Genomic DNA, 19,252 nt, shown 5'->3' with positions numbered 1-19,252 from the left:
AAAAACATGGCTAATATAAAAATATCGGGTTTGCCCGCTTTTTATTGGAGTTTAACCTTCCAGAACAGCTAACCGAGATTCCAATTCACGTCTGTCTTCAATCCTGGCCGCTCGCTCTTCCTTGAGCGCTTCAATCAGAAGAGCTACGACACCATTAATATTGATCCCGCGGGCATCTTTCAGCGTACTGCCATCATTCATTTTCAGTTCCGTTGTGGTCACTGACTGCGGTAACACTTCCTCCACTTCCTGAGCGATGACTCCGGCTTCTGGAATCCCCTGTTTCAGATAGGTGTACCCGTTGATTTTTTCCAGCTTCTCCAATGCGTCACCAATCTTTACGACTTCCGTTTTCATCCGGGCATCGGAGCCAATCTGCCAGGCTCCATTGGTGTAGGCATAACCTCTATCTCGGAATTCATACCACCCATCAGCCCCACTATTAGCCACATGGAGTACCATGAGGTGATGCTGACCAATGCGTTCATAATGGTAGAATTCTGCAGAGAGGTTATTCTGTCCCTGGATACGGAACCCTTGTGTATACCGGTCAGCATTGTTATTAACGTATTTGGTTCCAGTAGCCAAAATCCATCCATCAATATTACGTTTTACCAGTTGCCCTGCTGATAATTCACTGTTTGCTTTCACCTGTATTTCATTCCATCCTCCCTGCAAGTCACGGTAGGTAAGTACCCCGATATCTTCCTTTCCTGGCACAATACGTGTAGTCATCATCATCGTGACGGTTGCATGACCGCTGGTGAAATTAGTATGGATAGGCGGTGCGTTATACGTCTGCCCGCTAATGAGTGGGGTAGGGCCCGTGGTTCTGGCAACAATACCGTCGTTATGCGACACAAGTGCACCACCGGAAATATCAACGCCGTTATCTAGGTTTACTCTGCCAGTAGAGAGATTAAAGTGGAAAGGGCGTAGGGTATTCCATTCTCCGTCCTGTGCTTGACCACTTGGTGTGGCGAGGACATAAAAATCTTGCCCATCATTACGGAAGAACACCCCGGTGTTACCGTATGCCAGGCGAAAACCGTTTGGTGATTTGGACACCACTTCACCATCACTGATGACTCGTTGGCGGAGCGTGGACACTGATTTCAGTTCAGTAATATCGTCATTAACACCGTTAAGCACCTGAGCATTTTTCACTTCTTCAGACATTGTTATTTTCCTCTTCGTACAGCCTGTTTTATGGCGGTGAGCAGCATCACGCGACTTCCCTGTTATCAGGGGGTAAAGTCCACACGGCTACTGCAACCCAGTAAAACACACAGCAAAATACTGTATGCATATACAGTACTTTATTCTTATGGACGGGAAGTGTCAATTATCATTTTGTGTGTGTGGTGGATACAACGATTGGAAGGAATTAGCGAACTAGCCCGGTGACGGGGGTATTTTTCGCTCACAAATAATGTGGGTTGGAAAAGATGGAGTGTAGGCTTGAGGCAAGTAATGTGGGGTGATTATCATTTAATCTGGGTTTAAGTCTCGGTGAGAATCGTCTAATGTGGGTTGAAAACCGCTGTTGATTGCAGGTCGGATGGTTTTCTATTGCAGGTCGCTACACCTAGTTCACACATTCCGACTTTACCCGAACGGAAACTCTGAACCTGGCCAGCCAGATCACCTTCCGAGAATTACCGAGAACGGAAAGCACGTCCAAGAACTGGCTGAGGCCTTCCGAGAAAAACACAAACCGGAAACACCGATCCTGCTGCGGGTAAAAACTGATCGCGTCTCGTCCAACACCTAACAGCAGTTCACTTGGCCAAGAACAATTCGATATCTACAGGATATAAAACGGTAACAGAAAACTCAGCAGGTAAAGAGGATCAGTCTCACCCGTATACTGATCATATGAATAAGTTATGCCAGACACGATGCATTCTGATAACATTCACGCTTCGGCTACATGTCCCTTCTTATATAGAGAATTACTTTAAAGGACTTTTCAATGAAATTTAGCTCACTGCTTTTTATAATATTGCCAACACTCCTCACCGGATGCACATCAATTTTACCAAAATCGACCAAACTAGATGTCTCACACAGCTATGCATGGAATGTAAATAACGCCAGTAACATGGATCTATTCTTCGATAAAGAAGTACCAACAGAGTTAAAAAATAAATTTAAGGAGAGTGACTATTATTGGGGATTAACTACTGATAACAACCCTCTGAATCTCTCTAGAATGGATCTGACTCCACTTATAAAGTACAGTTATCCTGTGGGTATGGCTCTAAAGGAATGGGACTTTGATTATATGCTGGCCTGGCTCCCTCAGAACCTGACAACATCAGAAAAACCTGCCAGTATGGTCATCGAGCAAGTATTAAATGAGGCAATAAAAAAGACCTGGCCTGACATGCAATTCAATAAAATGTCTGAGATGAATGGAAGTCCACTCAATACCTTCACACTTGGGTTAGCCGGCAATAAATCACGCATCAGTACATACTTCATCTGGGATAACGATATCCATTGTCAAACAAACCGGTTTGACAACCAGAGTAAGCCTAATGCTTGCCTTCTTTATATTAAAAATGAAGGGGCAGCAGGTTTGGTTAAAACCCCTGATTTTATTCTCCCTGGTACAACTGAACACAGCTACATGATGGATCCATCATATATATCAATTGATATTACCGACAATAGAAAACTTGATGCTATCGAGGCTCGCAATAATCGTGCGCTCATACAGAAACTTAGCAGCAATCTGCCCTCTTGGATTTATATTTATCTTTCGGACGACATAGATAACAATTTACCCGCAGTAATGCTTCAGAGCGGGACGTCGCATTTTTACATCAATTAAAGAGATTATTCAGATGGACAGTATCTTTCTGTCCATCAACCTGACTAGATTCTCTCGTATAACTCAATGTAAGACGCCTTCCCCCATAGAGCTTTTTACGCTTTCCGGGTTTTACAGAGAACGGAAAGGCCGTTCCCGTTACGGAATAAAGTGGAACGCATCTGGTCCAGACGGCATTGACTACATTATTTATTATTATTGGGAACATAATAATAAATAATGTAGAGAATATCTTTTTATTCCAACTTGCGTTAGTAATCTACTGTCTGAAACTGAAAATAAAATCGGATTCCTTTGCTGCCACTCTACATACGTCATTTTTTCATGTCCAGCAGACGTTCGTTGTTGCTGTTCTTGATACCAGATACAAAGCCTGGGTATCTTCCACTCTCCGTCAGTCAACGTCTGCGTAATTCAGTCTCTCATCGGAAAAGAACTGAATGATAAATTAAGCCAACTGCAGATTTCACTCAGGATTATCTTCCATACCTTCAATAATTTTAATACGGTACATTTTCTCAAATTTCAATATTTCTTCCAATCGCGCTTTCTCTAGCGATTTATTAATGTTGCGCTTCCTGATTGTCCCCCGAAAGCTGTTCATAGCAGGAGTGATTTTTCCGTTATCTCGTAATGTTTCAGCCAATTCAGTCAGTTTTCTAAGAAAAACTTGATCACTCTCTCCAGCAGTATTTAACTCTAGACCTGCCTTACGCAACTGGCAAATTTGTGCCTCAGTAAGTAGATTTTTACGAAATTTCTGCCTCAAGTATTTTACCCAATCAACAAGCTCCGAATCCTTCGCAATCTTTCCTGTATCGGAAACTTCCATTTTTAACTGACGAACTTTACGTTCAAAAATGCTTGTTGGGATATCAAAAACGACACCCAGGGATTCAAGCACCTCTTTTTGATAGGCTGGCAATGAATTTTTATGGTACGCGGCTCGTCTTGCCTTTAAAAATTCCTTAAAAGGGCCAGTTGATGCCTCGTCTACGGTATTCCCCCCCTGTAAATAGTCGCGTAATGATTCAATATTCTGGAAAAACAACTCCTGCTTATAATCCCATATGAAGCCCAACTCATCAAGAATTCGCTTTTTCTCTATATCCAATACATTGCGAGCGTTTAGAGAACGCATATGTTTAACCCAAACACCAAAGCTTCCCGACTCCGCTGTTAATATGCGACAATGCCCATTGATTCGGATAAATTCCTTAAGTTGCTCCACACGATCAAGAAACGTTTTATTGAATGAATCATAAACCTTTAGATAAATAAGCTTCGATAGTTTCTGTACATCAAAGCTTTTTTCATCAGTGAACCTGAAAAAAGACGGGAGCAATGTATTTCCTGGAGAATTATCTTTAGGTACATAGAGTTTTATAGCCCGATGTAACAGTTCATCATTCTCAGATAATGAATTTAGTACCTGCAAGATGACAGAATAATCACTGTACTCCAGTGAGTTTTCACCACTGAGTACCGGAAGAATAATATACCCCAAGCTCTTTCCAGGATACTTCCTCATAGCTCTGCCAGCGCATTGAATAATGTCGATCGCAGACGTCTTGCTACTGCAAAACATGACTGCATCGGTTTCTGGTACATTCATCCCCTCATTCAAACACCTGGCATTGGTGATTACACATGCATCACTGTTTTTGTAAATTGAAAAGTGCGAATTACGAGTATAAGGTCCCTGCATGCTAGAAACATGCGTGACCGGTGTATCAAGCACGTCTGAAAAGATCCTCGCCGCTTTGCTGGCCTCATCAATCGTGGCATGGTAGGTAATTACTTTTTTCAGTCCATACTGCGTCATAGCCCGTTTAAGGGTGAGTGCAATGGCATACGTTTTATGATCTGAAGTGGTGATCGTTTTGCCTTTCAGATAGTCTCGCACATCGGAGTCAGTAACACATGCTACAAGCAATTTGTAATCACTGATAACATCATCTTCAATAGCTTTACGTATCTGGTATGAATAGACTATTTTACCGTAGATTTCCTCATTATCCATACTGAAGAAATCTGTCTTATCATCCTTTTCCTGATAGGATGCGTGCCTTGGTGTTGCCGTCATTCCAAGGCGTTTAATCACGCCTGGGAACCCTTCGAGAGTTTGATTGAATAATGAACTTACTTTTCCCGCAGTTCGATGCATTTCGTCGTATATGACCAAATCAACTTGAATTTTTTTATCCGCCAACAGGGTTAGCATCATCGGTATAGAATTATAGGTTGTAACAATAGCGATATTAATGAATGGCGGTTTTGCCGTAAAAAAATCCGATGTAAGGGCATTTTCGCTATGATATTTTAACACTTTCCGATTTGTCGTTATCCTATATTCATCGGCAATTTGATCAACCAACATAATGGTTGGTGCGACGATCACAGTCACCATAGCATTCATCTTCTCAGCTATAATGGCCCCCGTGTATGTTTTACCAGAACCACAACACATGACAACAAGTGCCTTATCTGCTGTGCTAAGTTCTTGAACAGCAGCCTGAGCCGCTTGTTCCTGAAAATATTTAGGCTTAAACATTATTTACTCTCATTTTTAAATTATTTATCACTTATGAATAATCTCTTCTGACCTCCATTTATCCGCTTCTCGCTCACAAATTAATGAAGCAGATACTGATTGAGCAACTCGCCACATCAGCTCATTACCGCAGCCGTTCGCAGCTTTGTATTCTTCGAACGTTTCAAAATAACGGTAATTTGGGTCGGTATCGTTAAACGCGAACTGCAAACGTTCTAAGCGCGTCAGCGCCAACATTTGAACAATCTGCGCAACGTCGTTCGGGATGACTCTGTCTCCCTTTTCCCAGCGCTGCCAAGTTCTCGGCTCGCACTCGCCAATCAATTTTGCAGCTTCAGTTACTTCAAGGAACAGCAATCTTCGCAACTGCTTGAGTTCATTTTTATTCATATTAGTTCCTAAATAAGGGGTACCCCGAATGATTAATTAAGCTGCAGTGCTTCTTGAACTTCCTCTATTATCTCAGCAAAAGGAACATAATCTATTTTCGGCATGAGTCCAGGTTTTTTACTCATATCGAAAACAGAACACAATTCGTCAACAAGATTACATCGAATGTTGCTGTCAGTGAATTCAACAGATTTAAAATTTCCATCGCTATCATAATTGACATGCTCGGCCAATTCTACACGACCTTTCTTAGTAACAAGGTCGAACTTGACCATATCGAAGTCAGTTATTGTTTCTATTCTGATATTTTCAATTTCGAATGTGTTCATAATGCTTCTCACTTTTTTGAGTCGGTTCGAGCCCTCCCCGAACCGTTGACTTTATTATGGTCGCAATTGCGACCAAGCGCAAGTTTTTTGTGACAATAAAGAGCCATGACATCCAGCAATAAAGACACACCAATTAGCACCATCTACTGCTGTAACATTTACGACTTTCACAGATAACTGAAGCCAGCTTCAGCTGCTTGGCCAACCAGGACAGCTTCCGAGAAACACGCAAAGCGGAAAGGGCGAGCCCGCTACGGGGAAAAGCGCATCGTGCCGGAAAGCGGAAAAGACGTGATGCGATGATTAAAAAATCACTTGCGTAACGACAAACGTAACGATACCTTCGACGTAACGACAAATGGAACGCTTACGTGTGCGTGTTGTACGTCACGGGGGTAGTCCCCGACAAGGAGAATAATATGGAATACACCGTTGAGCAGTTACTTTCCGCCATTCGTGGTGCTGAGAGTCTGGAAGAGTTGCAACGCATGATAGGCCCAAGCGAAGAAGATAGTCAGGCGAATGTGGCGCGTCTGGCCAAATTAGACCGTTTTTTCGAGCAGTACGGCGCTTACAGTGAGAGTTGGCCGGAACATGCTAAGTCGCTGCTGGCCGAGCAGAACCGATTTGAATCTGCCTACTGTTAGAAAAATAGACTATAGGGGGTTCTACGCCGGAATCCCAGAAAATTCCGTCACTAAAGGCAGATTTGCATAACTCATGTGAAAAAACGCTGTCCAAATTATACGAAAAATCCAACATTAGGTGCATAGCCTAATCCCTATGCACCTTTTATTTTTTGAATATCACCTCATCAAGAAGACAAAAATTTTTTCTCCTTATATTTTTCCTCTGCATCCATAAATTTTTGTAAAATTAATCTTGGAGCAATATTTTTTAGATCGAGAGAATTAACGAAAAAATGGTTGCATAAGAATATAATATTATTGAGGTTTATCGGTATATCTATATCGTAATTCAACATAAGGGTTAAAAGTTTGTTCCTGTCAATTCTAAAGAAATCTTTCCCTAGGTTTTTCTCATCTATTATTTCGATGATATTACTATCAATAGAATCATCCATTCGCAGTCTTAATTTGTTTCTTAACATAGCAGACCATGATGAAGATTTATAATTTCGATATGCCAACTCCTCAAATAATTTCATGATACCCCAGTCTGATGTTTCAAGGGATGCATATATTCCATTTAACGCACGGCTGAGATCGCTGTGCTCGTTCCAATCGTCCTTGCATTTATAACGTAAATCATGTTCGACTTCATGCCAACCCTCTGAAAGAATAGTTCTGAACTGAACTTCGAAAGTCTTATCTATATATGAATATTTCTTTATAAGTACACTATCAGATGATAAATCAACCGGGAGTCTAAACACATAATTACAGCGAGTGGCAGAGAAATTGTCAGTTGCAGCTTCATCAACTGTTTTTGAGTCAACTTGAAATAATTTACTCAATGCTTCCTGTGCTATTAGTAAATCATCAGGAAAATACAGAATAATTCTGACGCCAAATAAATCTTGAATCTTTTTCCCGTATTCTGAATATTTATCTGGTTCTTTAAGGAATTTTTTAGTAATAGAGCTTTCTGATTTTGTTCTGGAAAAGAAACGATATAACAGACCAATTCTATTGAGTTCGCATTCAATATTATTCTGTAAGTTTTGAATTATACGAAGTTCACTTGCATTATACATTATACCGATCTCCCTAGAATTGTTTTTATTTCTGATATTTTCGACATATTTAATTCTAGGAATGAACGTTTGTCCGGCGTGAGTAAATAGCCTTCTTTTTTAAGCTTCTGGATAGTATAGAGTATCTCATTAAGATAAAAATGATTGTTATTTTCACACAAACCTTTAATTGGCCTGTGTTTATAATAACTAACACTCCCCTTCGGACAAAATTTCTCAAGTATATATATGTCGCAATCTGTAATGTTATTATCAGACTCATTATCTAATTCTAATATTTTTTGCTGAATGGCATCATTATTACAGTCACAACCAAGGAAGTAAATATCTTCCTTACCATCTAAATATAAAAAACTGCAGTCAATGAAAGAACAACCTACAAAAGTAACATTACGAAAATTTGTACATATGAGTTCGCTACTAAAGAAGGAACAGTCTACAAAGATCGTATCAGTAATGGTGTTTTTATCGCCAAGACTGAGCTTCGTTATCACTAATTGCTCAACACTATCTTGGTTCAAATCTAATGGGACTTTGCCTAATAGATTGTGACAGTACAAAATTTTGTCATGTCCTGACATGAAATTTAAAGAAAATTCAAGGCTATGCCAAAGCAATTCTTTCTCATCATCAATTCTGGGCATATAAGACTGCACTGCGGGTTCTATGAAACGTTTATCTCCGATCCATTCATTATTGCTGTCATCAATAATATTTTCTGATACGAAATTCCCGAGGACAAATTCATTAACAAAACCGATACCTTGTCCTTCAGATCCTGAACGGTCAAGAAGCGCGTGGGAAGCAAGCTTATTAACAATCTCATCAGTTGTTGGCCTTTCGTCAACAGTGTAAAGTTTTCTCGTCGCTTCTAGCAAAGATAGATTTTTTTCCACTATCACGAGAGATATATATTCACGAGACTCAGATGTATAATTTCCCTGCACCATATCATCAGCTATGATCTTCAGTATTTTATATTGATCTTCAATAGACATTAATAAATCTTGTCGTTTCCTCTCCCTTTCAAGCATTGAGTCAAAGTATTTTCTAACAATCTTTGTTGGGTCTTTGACTACTTTTTCAAAATCATTATCATCTATACATCTTAAAAATGATAATAATACTGGGTTTGATAACTTATCGAGTGGGAACCCTGCTGATGAAATTTCTTGCAAACGGTTTGTTGGAATCCAATCTTCAATTTGTGGTTCCTGGATTCTTATTCTGATAACATCAAAGTCATCTTTATGTGAAGCAATCCACTGATGAAAATCATCGCCGTCAAAAATAGCAGTTCTACGGGTTGTTAATACCACTTTTGCACTGTCAGTCAATAACTCAGTAATGGTTTCCAGCATTGGCTCTGTTTTTTCATAGTTTACTTGATCGTTACTAGTACTTTCATGGAGAAGTTCATCAAAGCCATCAAGTATAACAGGAACATTTCCAGCACGAACTTCATTTCTAACTAGTGATGAACTGAGAAGAGGGAAACTCCTATCAATTTCGTCGAGTAATACATACCGAAATATTTTTGCTTGCCTGTTTCGAGATAACTCTGAAAAAAGTGGTATTTTGCCAATATTTTTTGTCACTAGCTCTAATAACAACTCATATGCTGTACATGTTTTACCAAAACCTGCTGCTGCTTCAATCAAAAAAAGCATAGGTTTATTTATATTTATTCTATCTAAAATCTCAGAAACCACATTTAAATCTCCTTCACTCCCATTAATATAATAGTTAGAGTTTATATATGAATACGATGCAGTTGAGGAGTGGATCTTCACTATAGCGTCTGTAAATATCTTATAATCTTTAATAAGTCGTTCTTTAGTGGTTTCGACACTAAAAAAACCGTCAAATAATTCCTTATGAGCTTCTTCATAAGTGTTGTATTTTTTTATCTGACATGCATAACCCAGTTGTCTATATTCTTCAAAAGTCTGATTAACATCTACTCCATCTAACAAAGGTAGGATGTCGGCATTATGATAATGACCTGTTTTTATTGAATACACCGCTATATTGTCATCATAAGTTTTTTCTTGCGTAAAACCGAATTTTTTATATATTTCAGCTAATTTGTTTTTATTTAACATAGTTATCTCTTTAACTACCATACCTTATCTGTGGGCCACCGAAATTTCTGACTATTCCGGAATAATAGTTTATATCTTACTGAGTAGTTTTATTCCATCAGTTCGTAATTGGCCATCCGGAGATATATGCCGGTACAACGTCTGACGGGTAATGCCAAGTTCTTTACATAGCTCATTTATCTTAGTTTCCGGTTTTCCCACCGCCGCCATTGCCAAACGTAGTTTGGCTGTTGTCATCTTAAATGGCCGCCCCCCGCTACGACCTCGAGCTCGAGCCGAAGCCAACCCTGCAACTGTACGTTCGGAAATCAGCTCGCGCTCAAATTCAGCCAGTGCCGCAAAAATACCAAAGACCAGCTTACCGGCAGCAGTCGTCGTATCGATCGCTGCGCCGTGTCCTGCCAACACTTTCAATCCAACTCTACGCACAGTCAGATCATGTACTGTATTGATGAGATGGCGTAGGTCTCGACCGAGACGGTCGAGTTTCCATACCATCAGAGTGTCTCCTTCGCGGAGTGCTTTCAGGCAGGCAGTCAATCCAGGGCGATCATCGCGCCTACCCGAAGCCATATCCTCATAGATATGTGCGGTGTTGGTGCCAGCAGCGATGAGCGCATCGCGCTGCAAGTCCGTCGTCTGTGACCCGTCTGCCTTCGATACCCGCATATAACCAATTAACATACTATTTCCTATCACATATACGTTCGATTATGTGACACTCTGATTTTGAGGTCACAATCTGTCAATGAAAGTCACATTACCCGTCATTTAAATTATGACACGTAAAGGTGTAATTTTAATGATAATGTGACAATTACGTTTTTAAGGGGTATGCATAAGGATCAGGGATGGCCAATAAAAATAAACTCCTCAGTATTCTTTCGGACGCCGAGCAGGAAGCATTATATGGTATCCCTGATTTCGATGATGCACAGCGGCTGGAGTTTCTGGCTCTGGATGAATCTGAATTGGCACTGGTGAACAATCGTAAAGGGCTTCATGCTCAACTCTTTTGCATTCTGCAAATCGCTTACTTTAAAGCCAAACACCTGTTTTTCCGCTTCGGCTGGGATGATGTTCAGGACGACTTCAAGTTTGTTCTGAGCCGTTATTTCCCGGGAGAGCCACCTCCGGACAAATTTCCTTCTAAGCACGAGCGCTATGCTCAGCGGGAAAATATCTGCGCGCTGTATGGTTATCGACCGTGGTCATCAGCACTGTCTTCACAGCTTGAACAACAGGCCGCTCAGATTGTCCACCGCGATGTGACCCCCGGCTTTGTCGCCACTGAGCTGATTATCTGGCTCAACGCGCATAAAATCATCCGCCCCGGCTACACCACGCTCCAGGAACTGGTGAGCAGGGTTCTTTCTGATGAAAGGCAGCGGCTGGGACGAATTCTGACGGAACAGCTTGATGACGCCACCATTGCTGACCTGGACAAACTGATTGAACGGGATGATACCCTTTCCCGACTTGCGGTCCTCAGACAGGATGCGCGTGACTTTGGCTGGCGTCAGATGGTCCACGAGCGGGAGAAACGGGCCATCCTGGAACCGCTGCATCGCAAGGCCTGCGACATCCTGCCAGCGCTGAATATTTCTCAGCAAAACCTGTTGTACTACGCCAGTCTGGCAAATTTCTATACCGTTTACGATCTCCGCAATCTGAAGCCTGAGCAGACCCGCCTTTATCTGCTGTGTTATGCCTGGATCCGTTATCGCCAGTTCAGCGACAACCTGGTGGATGCGATGTTTTTCCATATGAAACAGCTTGAAGATGAGAGCCGCAGCGTGGCCAAACAACTCATGGCTGACGTGCAGGAAAAACACCGGCGCGAAACATCTAAAATCGGGCGTCTGCTGTCGCTTTATGTTGATGACAGCGTTCCAGACCCCACCACCTTTGGCGAAGTACGCCGTCGGGCCTGGAAAATAATGCCCCGGGAGATGCTGAAAACCACCGCACAACGCATGAGTGTGAAACCAGTCAGCAAATTGGCGCTGCAGTGGCAGGCAGTTGACGGTATGACGGCGTTAATCCGGCGTCACCTGAGGCCATTATATCTGTCACTCGACCTCACCAGCGTGGTTCATGACAGCCCCTGGGCTGAAGCGCTGAGCTGGCTCAGAATGGTGTTCAGCAAAAAGCAGACGCTTCCGCAGCGACCACTGGCGGAATGCCCGCCGGAAACATTACCGGAACGCCTGCGTCCGTACCTGCTGGAGTTCGGTGAAGATGGTGAGCCCACAGGTCTGAATGCCGGGCGCTATGAGTTCTGGCTCTATCGTCAGATAAGAAAGCGTTTTCAGTCGGGGGAATTCCACCTCAACAACAGTCTCCGGCACCGCCATCTTTCAGATGAACTGGTACCGGAAGGGGAACAGGCCGCGGTGCTGGCTGAAATGAACATCCCCTTTCTGCAGAAGCCAGTTAAAACGCAACTAAAGGCTCTGGAATTCGAACTGCACCGGCAATGGAAAGCGTTTAACCGCGAACTAAAACAGGGGAAACTGAAACATCTGGAATACGATCAAAAAACGCAGAAACTGACCTGGCATAAATCCGTGGTCAGTCGTCATAAGGCACAGGAGAAGCGATTTTACGAGCAACTGCCATTCTGCGATGTAACCGACGTTTTCCGCTTTGTTAACGAGCACTGCCGGTTTCTGCCCGCCATGAAACCGCTGCAGCCCCGATATGCCAAAAACGAAGCTGATGCAGACAGCCTGATGGCGGTAATTGTTGCACAGGCGATGAATCATGGTAACCATGTCATGGCGCGAACCAGCGATATTCCGTTTCATGTGCTGGAAACCACGTATGAACAGTACCTTCGGCTGGCATCGCTGCTCATGGCCAATGACTGCATCACCGATGCCATAGAGGCACTGCCGATTTTCCCGCTATATTCGTTTGATCCGGGAACGCTTTATGGTGCCGTTGACGGGCAAAAATTCGGCGTTGAACGACCGACAGTAAAAGCCCGGCATTCGCGTAAATACTTCGGCCGTGGTAAAGGCATGGTGGCCTACACGCTGTTATGTAACCACATCCCGATCAACGGATACCTGATTGGCACAAACGACTATGAAGGCCACCATGTCTTTGATATCTGGTACCGCAACACATCAGAGGTAAAACCCACGGCCATAACCGGAGACATGCACAGCATCAACAAAGCCAACTTTGCAATCCTGCACTGGTTTGGCCTGCGCTTTGAACCTCATTTCACCGATCTGAACAGGCAGCTACAGGAGCTGTACTGCACCCGAGACCCATCAGCATATAAGAATTGCCTGATTCAACCCGCCGGACAGATTGACCTGAACCTTATCACCCGTGAAAAAAGCAACCTCGACCGCATTGTCGCCACGCTGGGGCTGAAAGAAATGACGCAGGGAACGCTGATCCGCAAACTGTGTACGTACACAACAACCAACCCGACAAGACAGGCGGTATTTGAATATGACCGGCTGGTTCGCAGTATTTACACGCTAAAGTATCTGCGGGATCCGCAACTGGAACGTAATATCCGTCGTTCTCAGAACCGGGTTGAATCTTATCACCAGCTACGCGCCGCGGTAGCCAAAGTCGGCGGAAAGAAAGAGTTAACCGGGAAAAATGACATTGAAACGGAAATTAGTAATCAGTGTGGGCGGTTGATCTGCAACGCGATCGTTTACTACAACTCTGCGATCCTGTCTCGATTGCTGGAACGACTGGAAACGGAAGATAACACCAAAGGCATTGAGGCTCTGCCCCGGATATCACCTGTAGCCTGGCAGCATATTTTGCTGAACGGGCATTATACCTTCCAGAGCAACAATGAGATTATTGACCTGGATGCGCTGGTTTCCGGGCTGAAACTGAGGTGACGGAAAAATCTGGGGTTCCGGCGTAGAACCCCTATAGGAAGAGTCATTCGTCACTGACTCTTCCAGGGTGGAGTTTTTTGCCGGGTGGTCGTCGTCAGCCTGGTGTTCTTTTTTCGTCTGTTAGGCACTGCGTAATAAGGAAAGATTATGGCTAAGGTATCAGTGAATTTCAAAATCGATGAGCTATTAAAATCTTCAGGGGAAGTCGCCATGAAAAACGCCGGTTGTACACCGACGCAAGAAATCAACAAGCTGTATGAATACTTCTCCCAGCATGGACGTTCGCCATTTGCCACAACCCAAAACACCCTGAATGAGCGTGATTTATGGGAAGAGACTCTGAACAGTTATTTTTGGCTCTGCTCACATTACATGACCTATCGTGACCGGTTAAAAGAGGGAGTTCGAGAACGTGAAGACGCCAACGCTCAGCCTCACTTTTTTAACCAGGTGCACCGGATGTTCACCACGGTTATAAGAAAAACCTTGATGCTGGAAACCACGTTCAATAATTTCACGTTTACCGATGCGAACAGGTATCTGTACGAGTGTCATGGCCAACTCCAGACCAACCGAACGCCTGGCGAGTGGCACATAGACCGTCTGATCCCGCTGACATCCGCTATCGATAACTTGTCGTCTGAACTGCACCAGTTGGATACCCGAACGACCATATCGCGTTGACGTCTCAACATGCGTGGAAGAGTCGTTTATGGCTCTTTTTCAATCCTATAATCCGAATACTCGGCTAAAATTAACCCATTATTTTTATGATTTTTAAGGATTAAAAGTCCATGAAAGTGAGCGAAGAAGCGTTATTAAGATCGGGTTTTAACCCTGTAGAGCTTCAAAAAATCAAAAACAATGTAGACAGTTACGGTGGTACACTGGATGAAGCCATCCAGGATCTGGCCAATCGCTTCCGCGCACTGACATGGATTGTCACCGGATGTCTACTGACCTTCATTATTCTGGTTTTATTCAGTTCAGCCATAAAGATCATTGCCGGTGGGGTTGCAATCCTTTTTGGCGTAGCGATCATGATGTTTGCCCAACCGCCAGTGCTCTGTTACAAATCCTGGCGATTCTGGAGACAAAACCGCAGTTAACGGGTTGCATCATCCGTCGTAATAAGGTCGAAAATAACTTTACCCTTTAATCCATAGCCAACGATCTTCATCGTCAATTTGGGGCGACTCATCGTATCCACCTGACGGTAGTAATCTTTCGGCATCCAACGGAAAAGTCTCCAGGCTCCTGGTTTTCTTGCAAGCCCCAGAATACTGTAGACACTGGCAGTTAACGTTGTCGCATTATAAACGGCTAAGCCAGATTCTGGACTGAATCCCAGAAACTTTGCTGTTTCTATGGCACCATCAGCGAAAATCCCTTCTGATGATTCGCCAACCGATGAATGATTGATGATTTCTCTGGATACGCCATTCAGGCCATCGACAACAAGTACCGCGCCAGCCAAAACCCCGATGGGCGTCATTGTTGATATCATCATAAAACCGGTAAAAAGTGCTACGCCAGATAAAACAACATGGACAGCCGAAATTGTGTAACCCACAATTTCGTTATTTTCCCGGACAAACTCAACTTTAGCGTAAAGTTTTGCTGCTTTCATACGCAGCATTTTGTCCTGTTCCTGGAGGTTTTCTGTTTCTTCTCTCATGTTTTTAATACAGGTCATGCATTCTTGGTCAGACTTCGCATTCCGTGCAATAGAGAACTGCTGTTCAACGACATCTTTTATCTCCTTAACAAAATTCATACGCGTCAATCCATCTTTCAGGTGATACGCTGACAAGGTATTTGCAGTATTAATCAGCTTCCTCGCTTCCAGATTGACCATCGCTTCTATCCAACTTTTATTTCTTCTATTTGAGTTCATTATTGCAAGTAAGGTTTCATCCATTTTTCACTCTTCCTGTCTGTATTAATTTGCTAATGATAGCCCATTATTTTAGACATTCGAATTTGATGCGCGGTGAAGTTTGCATTGACGTCAAACAGGTTGAATAGAATAAATAAATCATATAAAACAGTTAATTATATAAGTATGCCTGATGGGAGCGAAGCTGCGATTTGCGATATTTGAGCTGTATCCGCATCCTACCGCGATAGTTAAGTCTGTTCAAAAAACAGGCCTACCGTACAATAATTCTCTATATCCAAACTGACCCCATCATCATCGGTACCCGACAACGCCTTAATGCGACAAAGCCCACACGACTGCCCCACGGTTTTTCATGCTCTCCATTAAGGTCTTTGGCTATAATCGAAGTTCTTCTTTAACGCCGGAGTCTGTATGCGAAAAATCCCTTTTTTCCTGCCGCTTTTACTCTGTTCCTGTGCGATCCTCAAATCAGAAATGGACGACGGCCAATATAATTTTGTAGCGGGCATGGCGGGCGGTATTGACGTTTGTCTGAATAACGACCTGATGGACTATCAGATAGCCGGTGCCGGTAAAAGCCTAGTCGGGAAATATCTTGAGGTGTGGAGCTACGACAACGCGAAATACCAGCAGAGATACCAGCAGGCGGTCAAAACCTTTAACAATAAACCGGTGACAAAGGCAGACTGTAACCAACTTAGCGCTGACATTTACAGGCAGAATCAGGCACTGGCCAGTGTCTATCAGCAACGCCAGCAGGAACAACAGGAGCGTCAGATCCAGTCTCTCAATGATGCGGTGAGAGCGCCAGTACAGACCAACTGCACCCGCTATGGGAATTCTGTTTCCTGTACATCCTATTAAATCTCCGGACACAGGTTGTAGTCGGGGTCTGAGGAGCAGTGGAACAATAACCGCCGTTAAGCAGCCATTTTAAGTAGCCAAAAAGAACAGTAGCCCGCCTACGGCGGGAGCTAAGACTCTGTTAGAGAGTGACTTTCTTCAACCATCGTAGCTCGCTATACTCCCGCGTATGCACATACCTCGACCGGCAAAACTCCTCTTCCAGATTGATGATGGCTGGGGTCAGTTACTCGCTAAACACGGCAACATCGTCCCCGAATGGACCAAACTGGTCGTCGAGCGGATGCTCGCCTGCGGGACTGGTGCCATGGGCGTTCGCCGGTATTGTTGCGCTTCTGCCCACTGTTCTCACACCAAATACGTCTGCCAAAGTTGTAAAAGCAAAGGCTGCAGCGCCTGTGGCATGAAAGCCACCGAGCAATGGATTGCTGAGCAACAACACATACTGCCCGACTGCGAATGGCAGCACATCACCTTCACCATGCCCGATAAACTCTGGCCCGCTTTTGCCAACAACTGGCCCCTGCTCAATAAACTCTTCGCCTGTGCCGCCAATACCCTGCTGAAATGGGCCAAAAAGCTCGATATCGAAATAGGCCTGTTTGTGGCCCTGCATACCTACGGTCGCCAGCTCAATCAGCATCCGCACATTCATCTGTCCGTCACTCGTGGAGGTTTGTGCCTCAAACATGGCGTCTGGCGGCCGGTTTACTTCAAAAAGAAAATCGTTGAGCGCTATTGGCGTCAGGCCATCATCGCCCTGTTGCGAGAAAGCTACGCTTCGCTCAATTTACCTGCTTCCGGCTATAAACACATTCGGGACTACCGGGAATGGTGCCAGTTTCTTGAGGCGCAGTTTCAGCGTCGCTGGAAAATCCACTTTGCCAAAAAGACCCAACACGCCCGGCAAAACGTCAATGTAGTGGATCAGTAATACCGGACACCTCAATAGCCTGTTAATTTAATGACAGCCAATTGAGGTAATTGATAATGACTCAACCTAAACAGACCAAACGCCGTTTTTCTCCTGAATTCAAACTGGAAGCTATTGAGCAGGTCGTTAAGTATCAGCGGTCAACCATCGAGGTTGCACGCGCTCTGGAGTTGGACCCCAGCCAATTGCGTAAATGGATACGCCAGCACAAAGAAGAAGTCAGCGGGGTGACGCCGGACAATCCTGCACTGACACCAGAGCAACGTGAAATCCAGTCGCTCAGAGCGCAGATTAAACGGCTAGAAATGGAAAAAGAAATACTAAAGCAGGCAGCCGTGTTGATGAGCGAGCTCCCCATCAAATCTTTGCGTTAATCACACGGCTGAAAACAAAATGGTCGGTGGTCGAATTGTGCCGCCTGCTCAAAGTAACGCGCAGTGTTTACTATGCCTCGCTGAATTCGCGGGTTGATGTAAAACGTCTGCAACTGCGTGCTCAGGTGCGGAAATTGCATCAACAGAGCCGGGGAGCAGCCGGCAGCAGAACACTGAGTCTGCTGATGCGTCAGTCGGGTTATAACGTGGGGCGCTGGCTGGCCCGCAGGCTGATGCAGGAATGTGGTCTGGCGAGTCGCCAACCCGGCAAGCCTCGTTACCGTGGTGAACGGGAGACGTCACTGGCATCGCCAGACTTACTGAAAAGGCAGTTTAAGCCGTCGGAGCCCAATCGTGTGTGGAGTGGAGATATCAGCTATATCAAAGTCAATGGTGGCTGGTGCTACCTGGCACTGGTGATTGACCTTTACTCCCGTCGGATAGTGGGCAGTGCCATATCGTCATCCCCGGATGCCGAGCTGGTGTGTCGAGCCCTGCGTAATGCACTGGAGACGCGACCAAAGGAAAAGAGGCTGCTGTTTCATTCGGATCAGGGAGGGCAGTACAGGAGTAAGAAATACAGGCAGTTACTGTGGAGGAACGGAGTGATGCAGAGTATGAGCCGCAGGGGTAACTGCCTGGATAACTCACCAATGGAAAGAGTGTTCCGAAGCCTGAAAAGTGAATGGCTGCCTGTCGGGGGTTATATGGATATCCATCATGCGGTACGAGATATCGGTGAATGGATACAAAGTTATTACAACACGGTACGCCCCCATCGGCACAATGGTGGATTACCGCCCTGTGAATACGAAGAGCAGTGGAAAAAGGCTACGAAGGTGTCCTGATTTTGTGATCCACTACACGTCACGCCATTTTAAGATGGTCAGGTATTACGGTTTTCTGGCCAACCGCAAACGGGGTGAGTTATTGCCTAAGGTCTACACCGCCCTGGGGATTGAGATGAAGGCAAAACCGCAGAAACCGGGGTTTGCGTCGCTGATGAAGAAATTTACCCATGTGGATCCATACCAGTGCGTGTTATGTGGAAGCCGGATGGTTTTTAACAGTGCAGAAGCTGGTATCCGGGCAGAAGAGTTATTAGCCCGGCGTCGACAGGAATTCAAAACAGAGCGATGGTTACGGCAAGCGGCGTAGGGAAGATCCGCCTGAAATTTGGATTGGGCATCAGAATGGGGTTTATTTTAATCAATCGTCAACCTCGCGCTGCCTGAGCGGATGAAACTCATGGCCCTATCACCTTCTTTTGCCTCTGACCTAAAGGAAAAGAACGGATCCAACTTCCTAACCATGAACAGAGGGCCACTCTGCCCTTCACCCTCCGCCTTGATAATGGACTTT

At 44.3% G+C, this 19,252-nt stretch carries 17 protein-coding genes; 9 read left to right on the top strand and 8 right to left on the bottom strand.

The genetic code is table 11. From position 1 onward, the window contains the following. Positions 1-51: 51 nt before the first annotated feature. Positions 52-1,179 carry a tail fiber domain-containing protein gene (locus OK023_RS05125; RefSeq protein ID WP_317695510.1) on the bottom strand — a complete coding sequence of 376 codons (1,128 nt, stop codon included), beginning with the start codon at positions 1,177-1,179 and terminating at the stop codon, positions 52-54. A gap of 796 nt (positions 1,180-1,975) precedes the next feature. Between OK023_RS05125 and OK023_RS05120 the strand changes: the two genes are divergently transcribed. After that, positions 1,976-2,839: a hypothetical protein gene (locus OK023_RS05120; RefSeq protein WP_317695507.1), complete on the top strand. Its 864-nt coding sequence runs from the start codon at positions 1,976-1,978 to the stop codon at positions 2,837-2,839. Positions 2,840-3,305: 466 nt separating this feature from the next. Here the strand turns inward: OK023_RS05120 and OK023_RS05115 are convergent, their stop codons facing one another. From OK023_RS05115 to OK023_RS05105, 3 genes are read right to left on the bottom strand one after another with little or no spacing between them, the layout of a single operon-like run. Then, positions 3,306-5,393: a DEAD/DEAH box helicase gene (locus tag OK023_RS05115; protein ID WP_317695505.1), complete on the bottom strand. Its 2,088-nt coding sequence runs from the start codon at positions 5,391-5,393 to the stop codon at positions 3,306-3,308. A gap of 27 nt (positions 5,394-5,420) precedes the next feature. Beyond that, the gene (locus OK023_RS05110; protein ID WP_317695503.1) at positions 5,421-5,783 is read right to left on the bottom strand and encodes a DUF1870 family protein; all 363 of its coding nucleotides are present in this window, start codon (positions 5,781-5,783) and stop codon (positions 5,421-5,423) included. Between the two features lie 32 nt (positions 5,784-5,815). Continuing rightward, positions 5,816-6,112: an AcrF10 family anti-CRISPR protein gene (locus tag OK023_RS05105; RefSeq protein WP_317695500.1), complete on the bottom strand. Its 297-nt coding sequence runs from the start codon at positions 6,110-6,112 to the stop codon at positions 5,816-5,818. 419 nt (positions 6,113-6,531) lie between these two features. Here OK023_RS05105 and OK023_RS05100 point away from each other — a divergent pair, with 419 nt between their 5' ends. Beyond that, positions 6,532-6,759, top strand: a complete 228-nt coding sequence (locus OK023_RS05100; protein WP_317695498.1) for a hypothetical protein — start codon at positions 6,532-6,534, stop codon at positions 6,757-6,759. Between the two features lie 167 nt (positions 6,760-6,926). Here OK023_RS05100 and OK023_RS05095 read toward each other — a convergent pair whose 3' ends face one another. The 3 genes from OK023_RS05095 to OK023_RS05085 form a co-directional block, all read right to left on the bottom strand. After that, positions 6,927-7,829: a RelA/SpoT domain-containing protein gene (locus tag OK023_RS05095; RefSeq protein ID WP_317695495.1), complete on the bottom strand. Its 903-nt coding sequence runs from the start codon at positions 7,827-7,829 to the stop codon at positions 6,927-6,929. Beyond that, a complete protein-coding gene (locus OK023_RS05090; RefSeq protein WP_317695492.1) occupies positions 7,829-9,934 on the bottom strand; it encodes a hypothetical protein in 2,106 nt (701 codons plus the stop codon). The genes OK023_RS05095 and OK023_RS05090 overlap by 1 nt, the downstream gene beginning before the upstream one ends. 69 nt (positions 9,935-10,003) lie before the next feature. Further along, positions 10,004-10,618, bottom strand: coding sequence for a recombinase family protein (locus OK023_RS05085; protein ID WP_050111157.1), 615 nt, complete (start codon positions 10,616-10,618; stop codon positions 10,004-10,006). Positions 10,619-10,785: 167 nt separating this feature from the next. Between OK023_RS05085 and OK023_RS05080 the strand changes: the two genes are divergently transcribed. The 3 genes from OK023_RS05080 to OK023_RS05070 all read left to right on the top strand — a co-directional run bounded on the left by OK023_RS05080 (position 10,786) and on the right by OK023_RS05070 (position 14,924). Beyond that, positions 10,786-13,815 carry a Tn3 family transposase gene (locus tag OK023_RS05080; RefSeq protein ID WP_317695488.1) on the top strand — a complete coding sequence of 1,010 codons (3,030 nt, stop codon included), beginning with the start codon at positions 10,786-10,788 and terminating at the stop codon, positions 13,813-13,815. A 147-nt stretch (positions 13,816-13,962) separates the two neighbouring features. Next, on the top strand, positions 13,963-14,499 hold the full coding sequence (locus OK023_RS05075) for a hypothetical protein (protein ID WP_317695486.1): 537 nt from the start codon (positions 13,963-13,965) through the stop codon (positions 14,497-14,499). Positions 14,500-14,609: 110 nt separating this feature from the next. Continuing rightward, positions 14,610-14,924, top strand: a complete 315-nt coding sequence (locus tag OK023_RS05070; RefSeq protein ID WP_317695484.1) for a hypothetical protein — start codon at positions 14,610-14,612, stop codon at positions 14,922-14,924. On the opposite strand, the gene OK023_RS05065 is transcribed toward OK023_RS05070, so the two are convergent. Then, positions 14,921-15,736 carry a DUF4225 domain-containing protein gene (locus tag OK023_RS05065; protein ID WP_317695482.1) on the bottom strand — a complete coding sequence of 272 codons (816 nt, stop codon included), beginning with the start codon at positions 15,734-15,736 and terminating at the stop codon, positions 14,921-14,923. The two genes, OK023_RS05070 and OK023_RS05065, sit on opposite strands and share 4 nt — an antisense overlap. A 393-nt stretch (positions 15,737-16,129) precedes the next feature. On the opposite strand from OK023_RS05065, the gene OK023_RS05060 reads away from it, so the two are divergent. From OK023_RS05060 to OK023_RS05045, 4 genes are all read left to right on the top strand, one after another. Beyond that, entirely contained in the window at positions 16,130-16,582 is a 453-nt protein-coding gene (locus OK023_RS05060) for a hypothetical protein (RefSeq protein WP_317695479.1), read from the top strand. Positions 16,583-16,751: 169 nt separating this feature from the next. Next, on the top strand, positions 16,752-17,516 hold the full coding sequence (locus OK023_RS05055; protein WP_317695477.1) for a transposase zinc-binding domain-containing protein: 765 nt from the start codon (positions 16,752-16,754) through the stop codon (positions 17,514-17,516). Between the two features lie 56 nt (positions 17,517-17,572). Continuing rightward, a protein-coding gene (locus tag OK023_RS05050; protein WP_317692555.1) for an IS3 family transposase occupies positions 17,573-18,738 on the top strand; the annotation gives its coding sequence in 2 pieces (ribosomal slippage) (positions 17,573-17,837 and positions 17,837-18,738; 1,167 coding nt in all). Positions 18,739-18,742: 4 nt separating this feature from the next. Beyond that, positions 18,743-19,048 (top strand): hypothetical protein, encoded by a 306-nt coding sequence (locus OK023_RS05045; RefSeq protein ID WP_411569391.1) that lies wholly within the window; start codon positions 18,743-18,745, stop codon positions 19,046-19,048. Positions 19,049-19,252 lie beyond the last annotated feature (204 nt).

The sequence above is a fragment of the Serratia sp. UGAL515B_01 genome (assembly GCF_033095805.1).
Classification (GTDB): domain Bacteria; phylum Pseudomonadota; class Gammaproteobacteria; order Enterobacterales; family Enterobacteriaceae; genus Chania.
Note: the sequence above shows the minus strand (reverse complement) of the source record. Positions and strands in the feature narration are given on the sequence as shown.